The following is a 1,728-nucleotide window of genomic DNA, read 5'->3' on the forward strand; positions in this document are numbered from 1 at the left end:
CTCTTAGGCATCCGATTCGCAACTTTGCGCTTTCTCTTCGCCGCTGCCCGCCGAGAGTAAATACACTTTGGAGAATGTTGATGGGAAAGAAATCGTTATCTGTCGATGCCAGCGACTCGAATGAAACAACTGAACAGGCGTTGACGGCGTTGACAATACAGATCAAGGAGTTCGTGCAGAACAGCTCGCTCGATAGCCGGTTTGCTGCGAAACTCGTAAGGCGGTTGAAGAAGGAAGCTGATGCCATTTTCGAAGGGGGCAATGCAACGAAGACTGGGCAGAAGGAGCTAAAGAACGCCTTCGACGCAGTCGACGCAGTGCTGCGTGATCATGATGCGGCATTGTTGGTCACGGCAAACGCGGCGCTGCGCGAGACGGACGACACGACTCGTAGTAAGAAGCCAGAGCAACGATCAACGCACGGTTGAGCAAGCCTCTGCCTCTCGAAAGCGTCCAGCTTCCTCAAGCCGGGAAGCGAAGTTTTTCCTTGGGACGCAGGCTTGCTCAGTGCGGTGGCGAAAGGCGCCTGAAACCTTTCCACCGCTTCTTCAATGCCGGATGATCGGCGGCGACGCGTGAAGCAAGATAACCTCGCGCGAAGGCCGCACCCGGTGCCGCTTCGGGCGATGCTCGTGGCAGCAGCTTCAGAAGCTGGTCGGCGACAACGGCATCGTTGCGCCAGCCGAGATCATCCTGGAGTGCGGCCAATGCATCGACATAATGCCGGACGGCACGCCTCGCAAACAGCGACGCGAAGAACTCGGTCGCGTATCGCACTTTCTTCGCCGCAATGCGGGCGCGATGGCGACGGTGATCGTCGAGATCGGCGAGCCGCTTGCCACGTTTGATAAGTTTCCGGTGCCGGCGGCGTACGACTTCCGCGGCGAACTGCCCGACGGACCTGTCAATCCCCTCACGCTGCTTGTCGGACATCCCGTCTTGCCAGCCCTTTCCGCTTAACCAGAGCGCGAGTTGGAGAACCAGCCGGGTATAGCGAACCGACTCGACTGCGGCTGCCGCCCGCTGCCGGTTGTTGGCGGCGATCTGCTCGCATACCTGCCGGGCAGGCAGGATTTCGTCCGCGTTCCCGTTTGCCGCCGCATGTTCAAGCGTCGATCCTGCGAGCACTTCCCAATCACGCGCGGCGCCGAGCGCCGACGCGATCCACCGCAGTTCCTCGTCGAGATCGGGATAAGCCGGAATCACCTTTGCAAACAGGTCGAGGGCCGAGCGCAGCCGACGGAGCCCCACGCGCATCTGATGGACGCTCGACGGATCGTGGCCAGAAACGACGCCACGTTCGTTCGCGTGGACCTGATCCAGACAGTTGCGCGCGATACTGCAGAACGCGTCCTCGACCGAATCACGCTTGGTCAGATGCACCGGTTGGGCCTTGACCGCGTCGCTGTGCTCCGCTACGAGCAGTTCGTAGCCGAGATCGGCCTTGCTGAGGTGGTCGATGCGTAGCGGCACGGTTTCCAGCAACTCGAGCGCGACGCCGTACAGGCTCTCCGCCTGGCCGTGTTTCAGCTCCAGCTCCAGAGCCGCGATCGGTACCGAGCCAGAGTCAGCGTCGATGGTCCCCTCGTCGAGTGCAACGTCGAGTTGGTCTCCAGACGGTAAGCGCAGCGGAATAGTGGATCGCTTGATCCGCGTGACAAATACGGGCTGCAAGCGGGCGGCAGCAGCCTCGTCACGGATCAACCTGCCGCAGTCGGTATCAGCGGG

At 61.0% G+C, this 1,728-nt stretch carries 2 protein-coding genes; one reads left to right on the plus strand and one right to left on the minus strand.

Translation table 11 applies throughout. The features are described 5' to 3' along the window. On the plus strand, positions 1–428 hold a 428-nt coding region (locus B0G73_RS39900), incomplete at its 5' end, for a hypothetical protein (protein WP_258194192.1). Positions 429–504: 76 nt separating this feature from the next. Here the strand turns inward: B0G73_RS39900 and B0G73_RS39905 are convergent. Beyond that, positions 505–1,728, minus strand: a 1,224-nt coding sequence (locus tag B0G73_RS39905) for a CHAD domain-containing protein (protein WP_106286496.1), incomplete at its 5' end; no start/stop codon positions are given.

It is taken from the genome of Paraburkholderia sp. BL25I1N1 (assembly GCF_003002025.1).
Lineage (GTDB): Bacteria > Pseudomonadota > Gammaproteobacteria > Burkholderiales > Burkholderiaceae > Paraburkholderia.